This is a genomic window from Salipiger sp. H15, assembly GCF_040409955.1.
GTDB lineage: Bacteria > Pseudomonadota > Alphaproteobacteria > Rhodobacterales > Rhodobacteraceae > Salipiger.
This window is the reverse complement of the sequence record NZ_CP123385.1, coordinates 15,648-33,554: the sequence shown is the minus strand read 5'-3', so window position 1 is coordinate 33,554 and position 17,907 is coordinate 15,648. Positions and strand designations below refer to the sequence as shown.

General features: G+C 67.8%; 13 protein-coding genes and 1 riboswitch. Of the genes, 8 read left to right on the top strand and 5 right to left on the bottom strand.

Translation table 11 applies throughout. The annotated features are described in order from the left end of the window. Window positions 1-63 precede the first annotated feature (63 nt). The 3 genes from katG to PVT71_RS14385 form a co-directional block, all read right to left on the bottom strand. On the bottom strand, window positions 64-2,238 hold the full coding sequence (katG, locus tag PVT71_RS14395; RefSeq protein WP_353474754.1) for a catalase/peroxidase HPI: 2,175 nt from the start codon (window positions 2,236-2,238) through the stop codon (window positions 64-66). A gap of 225 nt (window positions 2,239-2,463) precedes the next feature. After that, window positions 2,464-3,870, bottom strand: coding sequence for an alkaline phosphatase D family protein (locus PVT71_RS14390; RefSeq protein WP_353474753.1), 1,407 nt, complete (start codon window positions 3,868-3,870; stop codon window positions 2,464-2,466). A gap of 91 nt (window positions 3,871-3,961) precedes the next feature. Continuing rightward, a complete protein-coding gene (locus PVT71_RS14385; RefSeq protein WP_353474752.1) occupies window positions 3,962-4,954 on the bottom strand; it encodes an asparaginase in 993 nt (330 codons plus the stop codon). A gap of 471 nt (window positions 4,955-5,425) precedes the next feature. After that, window positions 5,426-5,627: riboswitch (cobalamin riboswitch) on the top strand. 92 nt (window positions 5,628-5,719) lie between these two features. Between PVT71_RS14385 and nrdH the strand changes: the two genes are divergently transcribed. The 4 genes from nrdH to nrdF all read left to right on the top strand — a co-directional run bounded on the left by nrdH (window position 5,720) and on the right by nrdF (window position 9,575). After that, a complete protein-coding gene (gene nrdH, locus PVT71_RS14380; protein WP_353474751.1) occupies window positions 5,720-5,941 on the top strand; it encodes a glutaredoxin-like protein NrdH in 222 nt (73 codons plus the stop codon). Between the two features lie 17 nt (window positions 5,942-5,958). After that, window positions 5,959-6,372 carry a class Ib ribonucleoside-diphosphate reductase assembly flavoprotein NrdI gene (nrdI, locus tag PVT71_RS14375; RefSeq protein WP_353474750.1) on the top strand — a complete coding sequence of 138 codons (414 nt, stop codon included), beginning with the start codon at window positions 5,959-5,961 and terminating at the stop codon, window positions 6,370-6,372. Then, window positions 6,357-8,480: a class 1b ribonucleoside-diphosphate reductase subunit alpha gene (gene nrdE, locus PVT71_RS14370; RefSeq protein WP_353474749.1), complete on the top strand. Its 2,124-nt coding sequence runs from the start codon at window positions 6,357-6,359 to the stop codon at window positions 8,478-8,480. Before nrdI ends, nrdE begins: the two co-directional genes overlap by 16 nt. A 120-nt stretch (window positions 8,481-8,600) precedes the next feature. Next, on the top strand, window positions 8,601-9,575 hold the full coding sequence (gene nrdF, locus PVT71_RS14365; RefSeq protein WP_353474748.1) for a class 1b ribonucleoside-diphosphate reductase subunit beta: 975 nt from the start codon (window positions 8,601-8,603) through the stop codon (window positions 9,573-9,575). Window positions 9,576-9,723: 148 nt separating this feature from the next. On the opposite strand, the gene PVT71_RS14360 is transcribed toward nrdF, so the two are convergent. Both PVT71_RS14360 and PVT71_RS14355 read right to left on the bottom strand, forming a co-directional pair. Beyond that, the gene (locus PVT71_RS14360; RefSeq protein ID WP_353474747.1) at window positions 9,724-11,976 is read right to left on the bottom strand and encodes a FepA family TonB-dependent siderophore receptor; all 2,253 of its coding nucleotides are present in this window, start codon (window positions 11,974-11,976) and stop codon (window positions 9,724-9,726) included. A 213-nt stretch (window positions 11,977-12,189) separates the two neighbouring features. After that, complete coding sequence (locus PVT71_RS14355) at window positions 12,190-13,482, bottom strand: amidase (protein WP_353474746.1); 1,293 nt, start codon at window positions 13,480-13,482, stop codon at window positions 12,190-12,192. A gap of 237 nt (window positions 13,483-13,719) precedes the next feature. Here PVT71_RS14355 and PVT71_RS14350 point away from each other — a divergent pair, with 237 nt between their 5' ends. The 4 genes from PVT71_RS14350 to PVT71_RS14335 all read left to right on the top strand — a co-directional run bounded on the left by PVT71_RS14350 (window position 13,720) and on the right by PVT71_RS14335 (window position 17,907). Then, window positions 13,720-15,030: an extracellular solute-binding protein gene (locus tag PVT71_RS14350; RefSeq protein WP_353474745.1), complete on the top strand. Its 1,311-nt coding sequence runs from the start codon at window positions 13,720-13,722 to the stop codon at window positions 15,028-15,030. Between the two features lie 80 nt (window positions 15,031-15,110). After that, window positions 15,111-16,001: an ABC transporter permease gene (locus PVT71_RS14345; RefSeq protein ID WP_353474744.1), complete on the top strand. Its 891-nt coding sequence runs from the start codon at window positions 15,111-15,113 to the stop codon at window positions 15,999-16,001. A 5-nt stretch (window positions 16,002-16,006) separates the two neighbouring features. Beyond that, window positions 16,007-16,855 (top strand): ABC transporter permease, encoded by an 849-nt coding sequence (locus tag PVT71_RS14340; RefSeq protein ID WP_353474743.1) that lies wholly within the window; start codon window positions 16,007-16,009, stop codon window positions 16,853-16,855. After that, a complete protein-coding gene (locus PVT71_RS14335) occupies window positions 16,852-17,907 on the top strand; it encodes an ABC transporter ATP-binding protein (protein ID WP_353474742.1) in 1,056 nt (351 codons plus the stop codon). Before PVT71_RS14340 ends, PVT71_RS14335 begins: the two co-directional genes overlap by 4 nt.

The following is a 17,907-nucleotide window of genomic DNA, read 5'->3' as shown; positions in this document are numbered from 1 at the left end:
GTCAGACAGAAAAAGGCCCGTATGTCAGGGACATGCGGGCCTTTCCTCATATTTTTCGCGGGATCACTTCAGGTCGAAGCGGTCGGCGTTCATCACCTTGGTCCAGGCCTTGGCGAAGTCGGCGACGAACTTGTCGCCCATGTCGTCCTGCGCATAGACCTCGGCGTAGGCGCGCAGCACCGAGTTCGAACCGAAGACGAGGTCCATCCGGGTCGCGGTCCATTTCACCGCGCCGGTCCTGCGGTCGCGGATCTCGTAAAGACCGCTGCCCACCGGCACCCAGCTGTAGGCCATGTCCACGAGGTTGACGAAGACGTCGTTGGTCAGCGCCCCCTCGCGATCGGTGAAGACGCCATGCTTGCTGCCGCCGTGGTTGGTGCCCATGGCGCGCATGCCGCCGAAGAGCACCACCATCTCGGGGGCGGTCAGCCCCATCAGCTGCGCCCGGTCGAGCATCAGCTCCTCGGCCGAGACCACGTAGTCCTGCTTGAGCCAGTTACGGAAGCCGTCGGCCAGCGGCTCGAGCGGCTCGAAGCTCTCGGCGTCGGTCATCGCGTCGGTGGCGTCACCGCGGCCCGGCGCGAAGGGCAGCGCGAGATCGTGGCCCGCGGCCTTTGCCGCCATCTCGACCCCGACATTGCCGGCGAGCACGATCACGTCGGCGATCGAGGCACCGCTTTCCTCGGCGATCGGGGTCAGCACCTCGAGTACCTCGTGCAGGCGGGCGGGCTCGTTGCCCTCCCAGTCCTTCTGCGGCGAGAGGCGGATGCGCGCGCCATTGGCACCGCCGCGCATGTCCGAGCCGCGGAAGGTGCGGGCGCTGTCCCAGGCGGTCGAGACGAGGTCGGGCACGCTCAGGCCCGACTCCGCGATCTTCTTCTTCACCGCGGCGACGTCGTAGGTGGTTGTCCCCGCGGGGACGGGATCCTGCCAGATCAGATCCTCGGCGGGCACGTCCGGGCCGAGGTAGCGCGACTTCGGCCCGAGGTCGCGGTGGGTGAGCTTGAACCAGGCGCGGGCGAAGGTGTCGGCGAAATAGGCCGGATCGGCCATGAACTTCTGGCAGATCGCGTTGTAGACCGGGTCCACCTTCATCGCCATGTCGGCGTCGGTCATCATCGGCATGCACTTGATCGAGGGATCCTCGACGTCGGCGGGCATGTCCTCTTCCTTGATGTCCACCGGCATCCATTGCCAGGCGCCGGCGGGGGATTTCTTCAGCTCCCACTCGTGGCCGAAGAGCATGTCGAACCAGCCCATGTCCCACTGCGTGGGATGGGTGGTCCAGGCGCCCTCGATGCCCGAGACCACCGTGTCGCGGCCGATGCCGCGGCCCTTGGTGTTCATCCAGCCGATGCCCTGGTACTCGGGCCCGGCGTCCTCGGGATCGGGGCTGAGGTCGGCGGGGTTGCCGTTGCCGTGGCTCTTGCCGATGGTGTGCCCGCCCGCGGTCAGCGCCGCGGTCTCCTCGTCGTTCATCGCCATTCGCTTGAAGGTCTCGCGCACCATGGCGGCGGTCTTCATCGGGTCCGGCTGGCCGTTCACCCCCTCGGGGTTCACGTAGATGAGGCCCATCTGCACGGCCGAGAGCGGGTTCTCGAGCGAGGCGGCGTCACCGAGATCGCCGTAGCGCCCGTCGGAGGGGGCGAGCCATTCCTTCTCGGCGCCCCAGTAGACGTCCTTCTCGGGGTGCCAGATGTCCTCGCGGCCGAAACCGAAGCCGAAAGTCTTGAGCCCGGCGACCTCGTAGGCGATCGTCCCGGAGAGGATCATCAGGTCGGCCCAGCTGATCTTGTTGCCGTATTTCTTCTTGATCGGCCACAGCAGGCGGCGGCCCTTGTCGGTGTTGACGTTGTCCGGCCAGGAGTTCAGCGGCGCGAAACGCTGGTTGCCGGTGCCGCCGCCGCCGCGGCCATCGGCGAGGCGGTAGGATCCGGCGGCGTGCCATGCGACGCGGGCGAACATGCCGACGTAGCTGCCCCAATCGGCCGGCCACCAGTCCTGGCTGTCCTTCATCAGTGCGCGCAGGTCATCCTTCAGCGCTTCGACATCCAGCGTCTTCAGCTCCTCGCGGTAATCGAAGTCCGGCCCCATCGGGTTGGTCTTGAGATCGTGCTGGCTCAGGATGTCGAGGTTCAGGCTCTTCGGCCACCAGCTGGTTACCGAATGGCCGCTCTCGGTCAGGCCGCCGTGCATCACCGGGCACTTGCCGCCGGGATTGACGTCGTTTCCGTCCATTTCAATTCTCCCATAGGATGGTCATCCTTGCGCGGGACGAAGGCAGGCGCCGGCATGGCCCCCTCGGGGGCGGTCCAGCCCGACGCCGTGGTCCCTCCTGCGCGGACAGTCTAGCCAGACGGGAGGGGCGGGTCAGGTGATTCGTACCCGCTGACGTTGCGCATGCGGCGGTCTGTCGCCTTTCTGAATATATGTTGGAAATGCAGCATATTTGTCACGGATGCGTCACAGCGCCATGGGCGGCGTCGCGCCGCTTTCCTCAAGTTCCCAGACCGCGCGCCATTGCCCGGCACGGCGCTCGAGCCGCAGGTAGTTGCGCTCGGCCACGTAGCGCGGCCCATGCCCCGGCAGCGGCCGGATCCGGATCGGGTGGCCCGGCAGCGGCGCCTCGCCCAGCCCGGCCAGCGCGCCGAGGCAGCGCGCGTAACCCTTGGGCGGGGCGCGGTGCGAGATGCCCGAGGCGACGAGCTGGTGGATAGCTTCCGCGCCGCCGCCCATCTCGGCCCGGGTGGCAAGGTGGATCTCGCCCGACAGGACCGTCACCGGCCCTGCCCCGCGCATCCGCAGCACCTCGGCGAGCATCCGGCGCCATTCCTCGCGGTGGGCGTGGCTCTGCCACTGGTCGCGCAGGTCATCCTCGTATTTCTGCATCCTCGGGATCGCCATCATCAGGCTCTCGACCAGCGACAGGCGCGGGCCGAGCAGCGGCACCGAGGAGACGAGGAAGGTATGCGCGCCGCCCCTCGTGGTCTCGACGGCCCGCCAGCCCGCCGGGCCCATCACCTGCCGCCGCCCGCGCTCCGAGCGCAGGTCGGGGCCGAAGAGCGTGAGCCCCGGCAGCTCGTGCCGCCAGGAAAGGCTGCGCCCCGCGGGGTCGAGGAAGAGCTCCGGCACGTCCGCCTCGGTGGCCCCGTGCTGGAACAGCAGGTAGGTCTCGCGCGCGACGCGGAAGAGCAGCTGGCCGATCGCCGAGGCGGTGGCCTCGCGGCGCAGCGAGCCCCAGCCGTCGCAGATGTCGTGATCGTCCCAGACGCAGAGCGCGGGCACCTCGGCCGAGATCTCGGCAAAGCCGGGCGCGGCGAAGGTGCGCAGGTAGCGCTCGAAGAAGCGGGCGCGCAGGTGGGTTTCCAGATCGGCGAGCTGCGCGGGCGTCGCCTCGGGCAGGCTCACGGGCCAGTCCTCGGTGAGCGGGTGGCCGTCCGTCGCCTCGTCGGCGTAGATCTGGTCGCCGCCCATCAGCATCAGGGCAAAGGGCCAGCTGCGGTGCTGGCCAAGCAGGCGCTGCCACATGGCGTTGCGCTCGGCGGCGTCGCGGCCGAGATCTCCATGTTCCTCGCCGTTGCAGGAGACGAAGGCGATACGCATGTCGCCCGAAAGATCGGCGACCACCCGGTGCAGGGTGCCCTCGAAGCTGTAGACCGGCGCGGCTTGCGGCAGGGTCAGATCGTAGCGCCAGACCTGCCGCCCGGCGCAGCCCGCCAGCAGGCGCGGGGCGACCGGCGTGCCTGCGACCTCCATCTCGCCCGGCGTCTCGCCCTCGGGCCGGGCAACCAGCGCGGCGACCCGCAGGGCCCCTTCCCCGGCGGCGCGGAAATAGAGGATCGGACCGATGCGATCGGGGATGGGGGTCATGGGCTGTCCTGCTCTGCCTGCGTTCCGGTCAAGATAGGCAGGCGCGGCGGAAATGCCCGTGCCGCCCCGGAAGAAACCCCGGGGCGCGCGATCAGACCTTCGTGACCGCCTCGGCGATCAGCGCCAGCCGCTCCGGCCCAGCGGGCAGCGTCGGCAGCAGCGCCGCCAGCAGCAACCGCGCCTTGGCCGCGCTCAGATCCCCGGCAAGGATGGCGCCTGCCTCGACCAGGGTGACGGCGCCGCCGTCCGAGCCGTAGATGGCGCGGGTCCGCCCCTCGGTGCAGCGGGTGGCGAGGATCACCGGGATGCCCGCCGCGACCAGCTTGCGGATCGCCTCGGCGTAGCCCTTGGGCGCGTTGCCCCGGCCGAAAGCCTCGATCACCACGCCCGAGACGCCGCTCGACGCGCACCACTCGAGGTAGCGCGGCGTGCTGCCGAGCCCCGCCGCCACGAGCTCCACCTCGGGGTCGAGCAACGGCGCGTCGAGCACGAGGCGCGGGCGCGCCGGGCGGGTGTAGAGATGCACCTCGTCCTCGTCGACCTCGCCGAGCTTGCCGTGGCCGTTCGAGCGGAAGGTGTCGACGCGCGAGGCGTGGACCTTGCTGACATGGCGCGCGCCGTGGATCTCGCCCTCGAAGAGGATCACCGCGCCGACGCCGGTCAGGTCCGGGATCGCGGCGGCGAGGATCGCGTCGCGCATGTTGCGCGGCCCGTCGGTGTCGGGCTGGCCGGCGTGGCGCTGCGCGCCGGTGAAGACCACGGGCTTGTCCGAGCGGACCAGCAGCCGGGCGAGGAAGGCGCTCTCCTCCATGGTATCGGTACCATGGGTGACGACCACCCCGTCCACCCCCGGCTCGGACAGCCGCGCGTCGATGTGGCGGCAGACGCCGTGCACCGCCTCCAGCGTCAGCGCGTTGCTGCCTGCGACGGTGAAATTGTCGACCTCGACGGTGATCCCCGGCAGCGGCGCGTGCAGGCTCTGCAGCAGCGCGTCGCCGCTCAGCCCGGCGCTGACCGGCCCGCCCTCGGTGGCGGCGAAGGAAGCGATGGTGCCGCCGGTGGCGACGAGGACGATATGCGGCATGGGGATATCCTGCTGGAACGGCGGAGCCTTTTGCGCCTGCATAGGCAGCGCGGCGGGCGAAGGCCAGATGGCGGGCGCGAAAACCGCGCACAGAGGCGGCCGGATCGACGGATGCCGAAAAATTCGTCGCCGGAAAAGTCGTCGCAGGAGGGGGAGGTGCGGCGACCCCAAGGGAGGAGGAGAAGGGTCGCCGCAGATTTCCGGGGTTGAGGGAGGAGGAGAAAGACCCCGGGAAATCGTTTGACGCGTTGCCGCGTCGACAGGGGGATATCTACGCGCCGCCCCCGCCCCGGACAACGCACAATCCTGCAGAGCCGTCTTGTCCTCATTGCATGGCCGGGCGGAAGGCCCTTTCCACACGGGCTCCGGGCGGGCTCCACCGTGGCACACATGCTGCAGTTGCGGGCAGCTCGATTTATTTGAGCCCGCCCTCGCACAACAGCATATTGACGCAATTGGGCTGCGGTGTTCTAGATATAGTTGCTTTTCGGTTCATCGAGTCGGGCGACGGCCCGGCGCGGCGCTAAGAGGGAAACCGGTGGAAACCCGGTGCTGCCCCCGCAACTGTAAGCGGCGAGTGAAGGCCCCGAGAGCCACTGGGACACCCCGGGAAGGCGCGGCCGGAACCACGACCCGCCAAGCCAGGAGACCTGCCGAAGGCCCGACTGAATGACCACGAACGGAGGGTTCGGGGCGTGCGAAAACGCGGCGGGCAGGCCCCGCCCGGTGACGCGTCGCCGCCTTCCAAGCTGAGGACGCAAGAGCATGATCACCGTCTACTCGAAACCCGCCTGCGTGCAGTGCACCGCCACCACCCGCGCGCTCGACGCCAAGGGGCTGGACTACAACGTGATCGACCTCACCGAGGACGACGCGGCGATGTCGCTGGTCACCGAACTCGGCTACCGCCAGGCGCCCGTCGTGACCTTCGGCGACGATCACTGGTCGGGCTTCCGCCCGGATCTGATCGCGCGCCTCGCGAACTGAGCACGGCGGGACCGGGCATGTCGGGGCTCGTCTACTTCTCCTCTGCCAGCGGCAACACCGCGCGCTTCGTCGCCAGCCTCGGCCGGGCGGGGGCGCGCATCCCGGTGTCGCCCAAGGAGATGACGCCCGAGACGCTCGATCCCTTCGTGCTGATCTGCCCGACCTACGCCGATGGCGAGGGGCGCGGCGCGGTGCCGAAACAGGTGATCCGCTTTCTCAACGACCCGGCCCGCCGCGCGCTGCTGCGCGGCGTGATTGCCGGCGGCAACCGCAATTTCGGCGAGACCTTCGCGCTCGCCGGCCGTGTCATTGCGCAAAAATGCAACGTCCCCCTGCTCTATTCCTTCGAGCTGGCGGGAACGACCAAGGATTTCGCCCGCGTCAACGACGGGCTCGACGCTTTCTGGGGGACCCCATGCTTGACCGCCTGAACGAGACGCTGGACTACCACGCGCTCAACGCCATGCTGAACCTCTACGACGCGGACGGCAACATCCGCTTCGAGGCCGACCGCATGGCGGCACGGCAGTACTTCCTGCAGCACGTGAACCAGAACACCGTGTTCTTCCACTCGCTGACGGAAAAGCTCGGCTACCTCGTCGAGGAAGGCTATTACGAGGCGGAGGTGCTCGAGCAGTACGCGCCCGCCTTCCTGCAGAAGATCTGGGACGCGGCCTTTGCCAAGAAGTTCCGCTTCCCGACCTTCCTCGGCGCGTTCAAGTACTACACCTCCTACACGCTGAAGACCCGCGACGGGAAACGCTTCCTCGAGCGCTACGAGGACCGCGTGGTGATGGTCGCGCTCGCGCTGGCGCGCGGCGACGAGGCGCTGGCCATGTCCTTCATGGAAGAGATGCTCTCGGGCCGGTTCCAGCCCGCCACGCCGACCTTCCTCAACGCAGGCAAGAAGAGCCGGGGCGAGCTGATCTCCTGCTTCCTGCTGCGCATCGAGGACAACATGGAAAGCATCGGGCGGGCGATCAACTCGTCGCTGCAGCTCTCGAAGCGCGGCGGCGGCGTCGCCCTGATGCTGACCAACATCCGCGAGGCCGGCGCGCCGATCAAGGGCATCGAGAACCAGTCCTCGGGCGTGATCCCGGTGATGAAGCTGCTCGAGGACAGCTTCTCCTACGCCAACCAGCTCGGTGCCCGCCAGGGCGCGGGCGCGGTCTATCTCAACGCGCACCATCCCGACATCCTGAAGTTCCTCGACACCAAGCGCGAGAACGCCGACGAGAAGATCCGCATCAAGACCCTCAGCCTTGGCGTGGTCATCCCCGACGTGACCTTCGAACTCGCCAAGCGCAACGAGCCGATGTACCTCTTCTCGCCGCATGACGTGCAGAAGGTCTACGGCGTGCCCTTCTCCGAGATCTCGGTCAGCGAGAAATACGAGGAGATGGTCGAGGACAAGCGCATCCGCAAGACCAAGATCAACGCCCGCGCCTTCTTCCAGACGCTGGCCGAGATCCAGTTCGAGAGCGGCTATCCCTACATCATGTTCGAGGACACGGTGAACGCGGCGAACCCGGTGGCGGGCCGGATCACCATGTCGAACCTCTGCTCGGAGATCCTGCAGGTGGCCGAGGCGTCGGAGTTCAACGACGACCTGAGCTATTCCAGGCTCGGCACCGACATCTCGTGCAACCTCGGCTCGATGAACATCGCCAAGACCATGGATGGCCCCGATTTCGGCGCCTCGATCGAGACCGCGATCCGCGCGCTGACCGCGGTGTCGGAAATGTCGGCGATCGACAGCGTGCCCTCGATCCGCCGCGGCAACGACGAGAGCCGCGCGATCGGCCTCGGGCAGATGAACCTGCACGGCTACCTCGCCCGCGAGCACGTCCACTACGGCTCCGACGAAGGCGTCGAGTTCACCTCGGTCTACTTCGCCGCCGTGGCCTATCACGCGCTGCGCGCCTCCTGCGCGATGGCGCAGGAACGGGGCATGACCTTCAAGGGCTTCGAGGCGTCCAAGTACGCCGACGGCAGCTTCTTCGACAAGTACGTCACCCGCGACTGGCTGCCCGAGAGCGAGACCGTCACCGCGCTCTTCGACGGTATCGCCTTGCCCACCCGCGCCGACTGGGAGGCGCTGAAGGCCGACGTGATGGCGCACGGGCTCTACAACCGCAACCTGCAGGCGGTGCCGCCGACCGGCTCGATCAGCTACATCAACAACTCGACCTCCTCGATCCACCCGATCGTGTCGAAGATCGAGATCCGCAAGGAAGGCAAGATCGGCCGCGTCTACTACCCGGCCGCCTTCATGAACAACGACAACCTCGAGTATTACCGCGACGCCTACGAGATCGGCCCGGAAAAGCTCATCGACACCTATGCCGCGGCCACCGAGCACGTCGACCAGGGCCTGTCGCTGACGCTGTTCTTCCCCGCCGAGGCGACGACGCGGGACATCAACCGCGCGCAGATCTACGCGTGGAAGAAGGGGATCAAGACGATCTACTACGTGCGCCTGCGCCAGACCGCGCTCGAGGGCACCGAGGTGCAGGGCTGCGTGTCCTGCACGCTCTGAGGGGATGACGCGGGGGCGCTGCCCCCGCACCCCCGGAGTATTTTTCGAAAGATGAAAAGGGGCGCGGGCGCGCGCTCCGTCTGACTGAGGGCCGAAGGCCCGCGAATGGGATGATCCGCCATGAAGGACACCGTCACTTCCCCCGCCGTGCCGCGGGCGATCAACTGGAACCGGCTGCAGGATGACAAGGACCTCGAGGTCTGGAACCGCCTGACCGTCAATTTCTGGCTGCCCGAGAAGGTGCCGCTGTCGAACGACGTGCAGAGCTGGGCGACGCTGACCGACGCCGAGAAGCAGCTGACCATCCGCGTCTTCACCGGCCTGACGCTGCTCGACACGATCCAGAACTCGGTCGGCGCGCCGGCGATGATGCCCGATGCGCAGACCCCCCACGAAGAGGCGGTGCTGACCAACATCGCCTTCATGGAAGCGGTGCACGCGCGCAGCTACAGCTCGATCTTCTCGACGCTCTGCTCGACGCGCGAGGTCGACGAGGCCTTCCGCTGGTCGGACGAGAACCCGCACCTGCAGGCCAAGGCCCGCGCCGTGCTCGAGACCTATGCCGCCGGGGCCGACCCGCTGAAGCGCAAGATCGCCTCGGTCTTCCTCGAGAGCTTCCTGTTCTACTCGGGCTTCTACCTGCCGATGTACTGGTCGAGCCGCGCCAAGCTGACCAACACCGCCGACCTGATCCGCCTGATCATCCGCGACGAGGCGGTGCACGGCTATTACATCGGCTACAAGTTCCAGCGCGCGCTGGAGCGCGAGAGCGCCGAGCGCAAGGCCGAGCTGAAGGATTACGCCTTCTCGCTGCTGTTCGAGCTCTACGACATCGAGGCGCGCTACACCGAGGAGCTCTACGACGGCATCGGTCTGAGCGAGGAGGTGAAGGCCTTCCTCCACTATAACGCGAACAAGGCGCTGCAGAATCTTGGTTTCGAGGCGCTTTTCCCGCCAGAGGCCGCAGAGGTGAACCCGGCGATCCTGGCGGCGCTGAGCCCCGACAGCGAGAACCACGACTTCTTCTCGGGCTCTGGCTCGTCCTACGTGATCGGCAAGGCGGTCGCGACCGAGGACGAGGACTGGGACTTCTGATCCCGGGCTGACCTTCCAGAGCCGCGGCCGGAGACCCGGGCGCCGCTTTTTCATGTTCGGGTCGCGCGAAATGCCGCGTCGATCAACATGAAGCGCCGCCCGCAAGTTGCAGGCGGCGCTTTGTTTTCTCTCCCTGATGGTCTTCGGATCAGAAGGTCTTGGTCAGGCCGAAGTAATAGGCGCGGCCGGGCTCGTTGTAGGTGTTGGCCCCGTCGCCCGAGCGCAGGATTTCTTTGTCGAAGAGGTTGGTCACCCCGGCCTTGAGGTCAAAGCCGTTGTCGAAGGCGTAGGTCATGCCGAGGTTGACCAGCGTGTAGGGATCGCGGTCCTCGGTGTCCTCCACCGCGTAGCCGGTCGAGCCGCTGTACTCGGTCGCCTCGGTCGGGCCGTAATGGGTCAGCGAGGGCAGCAGCGCGAACCTGTCGCTGACCTGCCAGGTGAGCGAGGCGTTGATCGTGTAGTCCGGCACCAGCGACAGCGGAACCTCGACCGACCCGGCGCCCTCGAGTTCGAGATCCTGCACGGATTCGATCATGTAGGTGCCGTTGATCGCCAGTGACAGGCGCTCGCCGAGCGGCGCGGCGAAGCTGCCCTCGAGCCCCTGCACGCGGGAGTTCGGGATGTTCTCCCACTGGTAGAGCCGGCCCTCGCGCCAGGCGCCGCGCTGGTAGACGAGGGCGGAGCCGACCTGCTCGGTGCCGGCCTGGATCTTGTCGTGGTAGTCGTTGTGGAAGTAGGTCAGCGTCGCGTTGATGCCCGTCTCGCCGCTGTACTGGACGCCGATTTCCTTGTTGATCGAGGTCTCGGGGTCGAGGTCGGGGTTCGAGAGCACGTAGCACGGGCCGTTGCCCTGGTAGGGATAGGGGCAGCCGTTCCCCGAGGTGACGTAGACGTAGTTCTCCGACAGCTGGTAGAGCGTCGGCGACTTGAAGGCCCGGGCGACGCCGCCCTTCAGCGTCCAGGAGGAATTGATCGCGTAGGAGGCGTTGAGCCCGCCGGACCAGTTGTAGCCGAAGGTGTCGGCGTGATCGAGCCGGACCGAGGGCGTGAGCGTCAGCCGGTCGGTCCACTCGATATTGTCCTCGAGATAGAGGCCGATCGTGGTCTGCTCGGTGACCTCGGCGCCGCCGGCGGGGTCGAACTCGTCGGACTCGACCGTCGCGAAGGAGCTGTAGTCGCCGAGGTCCAGCTTCTCGTGGCGCAGCTCGGCGCCCAGCGTCAGCGCCGAGGGACGGCCCAGCAGCGTGTGGCCGACATAGGCCTCGGACTTGCCGGAGATCGCCTGCAGCAGCGCGCTGTCCCAGTCCTCGCCGTTGATCCGCCCCTCGCTGCCGCCCGCGCCGGCCTCGCCGAGGCGGCGGTTGTCGGTGTGCTCGTATTGCAGGTAGCTCATCGTCTCGCCCCAGCCGTAGCTGCCGTTGTGGGTGAGCGCGAGCGTGCCGCGTTCCATGACGTTGGTCTCTTCCGCGTCCGAGGCCAGCTCGTTGATGAGGTCGGTGCCGCCCGAGCCGAGCGCGTTCGACAGCAGGGAATCCCCGGCGTAGAGGTTGCCCTGACGCGACCAGCCGAGTTCGAGATCGACGCTGTTGCGGTCGCTCGGTGTCCAGCGCAGCAGTAGCGAGGCGTCCTTGTTGACCACGCCCTCGCTGCCGGCGGGATAGGTGCAGTCGGCCTCGTCCTCGCAGGTCACGGCCTCGGCGTTGATCTCGGGATCGTCGGCATCCGTCTTGTTGTAGCTGCCCGAGAAGCGCAGCGACCAGTCCTCGTTCAGCTTCCGGGCCCAGAGCAGGTTGTAGCGCTGCGTCGCGCCCTCGAGGCTGCTTTCGGGCACGTCGAAGAAGGTGCCGAGCTGCAGCAGGTTCTCGTCGGGGGCCTTGGTGATGATGTTGACCACCCCGCCCGCCGCGCCCGAGCCGTAGCGCGCCGCCGCCGGGCCGCGGATCACCTCGATGCGCTCGACCAGCTCGGCGGGCACCCAGTTGGTGTCGCCGCGCGTGTCGCGCTCGCCCGACCGGCCCTGCTTGACCGACATGCGCGACAGCACCGGCTTGCCGTCGACGAGGATCAGCACGTTCTCGGGGCCCATGCCGCGGATGTCGACCTGCCGCTGGTTGCCGCGCTGGCCCGAGGGCGAGGTGCCGCTGAGGTTGACGCCGGGCATCTTGCGGATGATCTCGGCGATGTCGTTGACCACCGGCTGCCGGGCGATGTCGCCCGAGGTGATGGTCGAGGCGCCGAGCGCCTGCTTGATCTGCTCCTCGGCGGTGAGGACGATGGTGCCGAGCTCGTAGCCGTCTGTGTCGTCGATCAGGGTGTCCTGTGCCAGCGCCGGGGTCAGCGGGACTGCGGACAGGATAAGGACGGCCGTGCCAGAGGCCAGCCGTGCACGTGCGGATGCCATGAGCGATCCTCTCTGCGCGTAAGGGGTTTCACGATGGGGTGAGGTTCGCTGGCATGGGCTGGCCCGGGCCGGTGAACCACCTTGCGCGGACGCTGGCAATTAATCAGATAAATTTAGTCGGATATTTGTCGCATTATCGCAACAGGGGCTTGTGCGCCCTGAAAGGTCGGCGGCAGGGGCTGGCCCCCTGCCGCCACCATCGCCGGGAAGCGGTCAGGCCAGCACCTCTCCCGCCAGCCGCGCCACCGCGAGCGCGGTGCGGTCGGCGTAGCGCCGCGCGACGAAGGAGATGCCGAGCGGCATGCCGTTGGGCCCGGTCAGCCCCGGCGCCGAGACCACCGGCACCTGCAGCAGCGTCCACATCGAGTTCATCGCCGCGTCGCCCGTGCGATCGAGCCCCACCGGTGCCTCGCCGCAGGCCGAGGGCGTCATGATCGCGTCGAACCCGCCCATGATCTCGTCGAAGGCGGCGCGGCAGCGGTCGGCGAGCGCATAGGCGTGGCGCGCGTCCTCCGGGGTGATGCCGCGCGCGTTGCCGACGATGCCGAGGTATTCCTCGTGGATGCCGGGCGTGTTGCACACCTCATTGAGGAAGGAGGCGCGGCCCTCGCGGGCAAGGATCACCGAATGCGCCTCGGCGATCCCGGCAAAGAGCGGCGGCAGTTCGAGCTCGATCACCTCGGCCCCGGCCAGCCGCAGCGCGTCGGCGGCCTCGTCCAGCGCGCGGCGCATCGGCGGCTCGGTGCGGTCCCACATTGGCGTGCGGCAAAGGCCGATGCGGGTGCCTGCAAGGGTCTGCGGCTCGGGCGCGGGGTCAAGCTCGAAGACGTCGCAGAGCAGCCCCAGATCCTCGGCGCTGCGCGCGTAGAGCCCGAGCGTGTCGCAGGTCACGGAATACTGTTTCAGCCCCTCGCGGCTGATCACGCCCCATGTGGGCTTCATCCCCCAGACGCCATTGAACGAGGCCGGGCGGATGGTAGAGCCGCCTGTCTGCGTGCCGAGCCCCACCGCCGCCATGCCGCAGGCCACCGCCGCCGCCGAGCCCGACGAGGACCCGCCCGGCGTGCGCGTCGGATCGAGCGGGTTGCGGGTCTTGCCGCCACGGTTGGTCGAGGCGAACTCGGTGGTCACCGTCTTGCCCATGATCAGCGCCCCTGCCGCGCGCAGCGTGTCGATACAGGCGGCATCCACGCCGGGGCGGCTGCCGGCGTAGCGGGCGGTGTTGTGCTCGGTCGGCATGTCCTTCGTCGCGATCACATCCTTCACCGCCACCGTGACACCGGCCAAAGGCCCCTTCCCGGCCCGCGCGTCGAGCGCTTCTGCCTGCGCACGCAGCAGGTCGGGATCGAAGTGCGAAAATGCCTCGACCTTCGGCTCCCAATGCGCCACCCGCCGCAGCGTCCGCTCGGCCACCTCGGCGGCGCTTCGGCGTCCGGCGGCGAGATCGCCCGCGATCGCGGTCGCGGTCATCGGATCAAGGGGTTCGGGCTTGCTGGTCACGGTCATGGCGGCTCCTTTCCTGTCCCGCGCCGGGGCGCGCGCCCCGGCACCGAGCACCAAAGCAGAAACCGCGCGCGCTGGCAGGCGAGGTTTCTTCAGTCCCGCCGCCAAATTTTCTCACTAGGTATTTCGGCCCGCTCGCCTCGATCCTGAGGCCACCGGAGCAGGCCCGCGAGGGACGATCCCGGCCAAGGAGCCCGCACGGAAAAAGCGGGCCGCACCCATCGTCCGCAGGAGAGACCCATGACCAAATCCGACCTCCCCGCCGCCAAGGCCCCGCGCCGCGATGCGCGCGGCATCTCGCGCCGCGGGCTTCTGAAGTCCGGCGCCGCCGCGGCCGCGGCCAGCGCCTTCCCGGCGCCCATGCTCTGGGCGCAGAACATCAAGGACATCACCATCACCCACCTCGGGCAGTCCTATTCGACCATCCCCGAGATCGAGGCCAAGGCGAACGAGGAGCTGGGCTTCAAGGTCGACATGCAGACCGCGCCCGACCCCACCACCCACGTCAACCGTCTGCTGACCCAGCCCAAGACGATCGACGTCACCGACATGCCGAACACCAACCTCAAGTATTTCACCGGCCGCGGCGTGCTGATGCCGGTCAACGTGTCGGACTACAAGTACTGGGACAAGACGCTGTCGCTCTTCGTCAACGGCACCTATCCCGACGGCACCGAGGCCTCGAAACAGGGCATGGCGCCGATCAAGGCGCAGTACTGGACCGACGAGACCGCGCAGGACTATTCGCCCACCCCGACCGACCACCTCGTGGGCGTGCCGCTCTATTTCAACGCCGACACGCTGGGCATCCGCCCCGACCTCATCGGCCGTCCGATCGAAAGCTGGGCCGAGCTGCTGAACCCCGAGTTCTCGGGCCGGGTGGCGCTGCAGGACGGCGTGTCGATCGGCGTCGCCGATGCCGCCATGGCGCTCGAGGCGACGGGCGAGATCACCTACGGCGACAAGGGCAACATGACCCGCGAGGAGATCGACAAGACCATCGAGGTGCTGACCGCGCTGAAGCGCGAGGGGCACTTCCGCAGCTTCTGGACCAACTTCGACCAGTCGGTGCAGCTGATGGCCTCGGGCGAGGTGCTGCTGCAGTCCATGTGGTCGCCCGCCGTGACCGAGGTCCGCACCCGCGGCATCGACTGCAAGTACAACGGCATGAAGGAAGGCTACCGCGGCTGGTACATCATGATGTCGGCGATGAACCACCTCGAGGGGCTGCAGCGTGACTGCGCCATCGAGTACATGAACTGGATGAACTCGGGCTGGGCCGGCGCCTTCATCTCGCGCCAGGGCTTCTACAACTCGGTGCCCGAGAACGTGATGCCCTTCATGAGCGAGAACGAGTGGGGCTACTGGTACGACGGCAAGCCCGCCAGCGAGGACATCCTCAACCCCTATGGCAAGGTCATGGAGAAGGCCGGCGTCAGCCGCGACGGCGGCTCGATCTGGGAGCGCATGGGCAATATCGGCATCTGGAACACGGTGATGGACGAGGACCGCTACCTCGTGCGCCGCTGGCAGGACTTCATCGCCGCCTGATCCGCGATCCCCGCCCCGGCCGCAGCTTCCGGCCGGGGCACCCCTCCTCCCACGCCCTTCCCGGACGAAACGAAGAGCCCATGCTTTCCAGCCAAACCTCTCCTTCGCGCGCCGCGATCCCGCCCAAGCTCGCCTCGGTGCTGCAGGTCACGCCGATGGCGCTTGTCTTCCTGCTGCTGGTCATCGTGCCGCTGGGGCTGATCTTCGTGGTCAGCTTCCTCGACTACAATTTCGCGCAGGTCTTCCCCGAGCTCTACCTCGAGACATGGGTGGACGTGCTGACCTCGGATCTGACGCTCGCGCTCTATCTCAAGACCTTCAAGTTCCTCGTCATCGTCTGGGTCATCACCGCGCCGCTCGGCTTTGCCATCGCCTATTTCCTCGCGTTCCACCTGCGCAGCACATGGCTGCGCACGCTGCTGGTCACCGCCATCGCCATCCCGTTCTGGACCTCGGGCCCGATCCGCATGGTCAGCTGGGTGCCGCTTCTGGGCCGCGAGGGCGTGGTCAACCAGGCGCTGATGGGCATGGGGATCACCGACGAGCCGCTCGGCTGGCTGATGTATTCCGAGTTTGCCGTGCTCGTCGCCTATGTGCAGATGCTGACCATGCCGATGATCGCCACGGCGCTCAATTCGATGGCCAAGATCCCGCCCTCGGTGATCCAGGCGGCGCAGGACGCGGGCGCCTCGGAATGGCAGATCGTGCGCGACCTCATCTTCCCGCTGGTGCGCCCCGGACTTGCCATCGGCACGATCATCGTGACCACGGCGATCATGGGCGACGTGGTCATGGTGAAGTTCATGGGCGGCAGCCAGGTCAACACCGTGGGCATGTCGATCATCACCGACCTCAACGCCTTCATGTACCCGCCCGCCGCGGCGAAATCGATCCTGCTGCTGGTCGTCGTCCTCAGCATCGTCATCTCGCTGCTGCGCTTTGCCGACATCCGCAAGGAACTGAGGAGCTGAGCCCCATGTCTTCCTACACCAGGACCTCCCGCAAGCGCCCCCTCTCGTTCTACCTTCTCGGCGGGCTGACGGCGCTCTTCCTCGTCTACGTCTACGCGCCGATGGTCTGCCTCTACATCCTCAGCTTCCAGGGACCCGAGGGCGGCATGTCCTTCCCGATGGTCGGCTGGTCCACCCACTGGTTCCGGACGCTCTTCTCGGGCGAGGGACAGGGGCTCGGCGACGTGCCGAACGCCTTCCAGCGCTCGATCCGGCTCGCCGCCTGCACCGCGGTGCTGACGCTGGTGATCTCGGTCACCGCGGGGCTTGCCTACCGCCGCAGGTTCCCCGGCTCGGGGCTGGTGTTCTACGCCGCGATCGCCTCGATGGTGCTGCCCGGCATCTTCGTCGGCTTCGGCATCGCGCTCATGTTCAACCTGCTCGGCTGGCAGGTCAGCTGGTTCACCTCCGGCATCGGCGCGCAGCTCACATGGACGCTGCCCTTCGGCCTCCTGATCATGTTCATCGTGCTCGGCCGCTTCCGCAGCTCCTACGAGGAGGCCGCCATCGACCTCGGCGCCTCGGCCAGCCAGCGCTTCCGCTGGGTGATCCTGCCGATCATCCTGCCGGGCGTCATCGGCATCGCCATGGCGGGGCTCACCTCGTCCTACGAGGAAACCGCGCGCACCTCGCTCAACGTCGGCACGGGCAACACCATGCCGATGGAGGTGATGGGCCTGCTCAACGCCGCCTCGACGCCGGTGCTCTTCGCGATCGGCACGCTGACCACGCTCATCTCCTTTTCCCTGATCATCCTGTCGCTTGTCGTCATGACCCATCTCGCCAGGCGCCGCAGCATGAGGACCAATGCATGACCCTCGCCCTCAAGTCCGACACGCCGCCCCCCGCCGCGCCCGCACGGCCCCGCCAGGTCACCCAGAGCCACCGCTTCGACGCCGAGCTGGTCGCGGTGACCAAGCGCTACGGCCCCGGCGCCCCGGCGGTCGACACGATCTCGCTGCGTATCCCGCGCGCCTCCTACTGCTGCCTGCTCGGGCCCTCGGGCTGCGGCAAGTCCACCACCCTGCGGATGCTCGCGGGGCACGAGGAGGTCAGCGAGGGCGCGATCCTCATCCACGACCAGGAGATCACCCATGCCGCGCCCGTCGCGCGCGGCACCTCGATGATGTTCCAGGACTACGCGCTCTTTCCGCACCTGAGCGCGCTCGACAACGTCGCCTTTTCCCTCAAGGTGCAGGGCATGGGGCGCGGCGAGCGGCGGGTGCGGGCGAAGGAATACCTCGAGCTCGTGCAGATGGACCACCTCGCCGAACGCCTGCCGAGCCAGATGTCCGGCGGGCAGCAGCAGCGCGTGGCGCTGGCGCGCTCGCTCATCACCCGGCCCAAGGTGCTGCTGCTCGACGAGCCGCTCTCGGCGCTCGACCCGTTCCTGCGCATCCGCATGCGGGCCGAGCTGAAGCGCATCCAGAAGGAGCTGGGGATTTCCTTCATCCACGTCACCCACAGCCAGGACGAGGCGCTGGCGCTGGCCGATCTGGTGGTGGTGATGAACAACGCGGTGATCATGCAGGCGGGCCCCGCCCGCGAGGTCTACGAGACCCCGAGCAACGCCTTCGTGGCGCGTTTCCTCGGCGGGCACAACGTGGTGCAGCGGGCGGGAGGCGGCGAGGCCTCGGTGCGCGCCGACCAGTGCGTGATCGGCTCCGCCCCCGGGCTGCGCAGCCTTTCGGGCACCGTGTCGATGATCGAGTACCAGGGCACCGCCGTGCGGGTGAGCGTCACCGGCGAGGACAAGGAAGAGTTGACCTCGCTGATGCCCACCGCCGCCTTCTTCAGCGATGAGCTGGAGCTCGGGCAGACGGTGAAACTGTCGTGGAACCCCTCGGACGAGCATCCGCTGGGCTAG